Below are 437 nucleotides of genomic sequence, written 5' to 3' on the forward strand. Positions count from 1 at the left end.
ATCAACATTACCATTATCTGTAGGAAGTTCTTGACTGTTGTCACTACCCGAGTTATTGGCATTGTTATTACCACTGTTTCCATTGTCAACATTGCCGTTGTCAGTAGGGATATTACTGTTGTCACTACCCGAGTTGTTGGTGTTGTTATTACCATTGTTTCCAGCATCAACATTACCATTATCTGTAGGAAGTTCTTGGTTATTGTCACTACCTGAGTTGTTGGCATTATTATCACTGTTTCCAGTATCTACATTACCATTATCCGTTGGATCATCAACCTTGGTCTTGGCTGGAACCGTTGGATCCAGCTTTTCAGAACTATTCTTTTCTTCAACCAGCTTATTACCTGGGATAGTGTCGACTGACTGGTCTGGGTAGGTAATTGTGGTATCTCCATTGTCACCCACATCAATCTTGGTTCCTTCTGGTAAGCCAG

At 41.2% G+C, this 437-nt stretch carries 1 pseudogene; it reads right to left on the reverse strand.

From position 1 onward, the window contains the following. Positions 1-414: pseudogene (locus OZJ21_RS09330) on the reverse strand (LysM peptidoglycan-binding domain-containing protein); the annotation flags it as partial. Positions 415-437 lie beyond the last annotated feature (23 nt).

Origin of the sequence: Ligilactobacillus sp. UO.C109 (genome assembly GCF_026847815.1) — a bacterium.
GTDB lineage: Bacteria > Bacillota > Bacilli > Lactobacillales > Lactobacillaceae > Ligilactobacillus > Ligilactobacillus salivarius.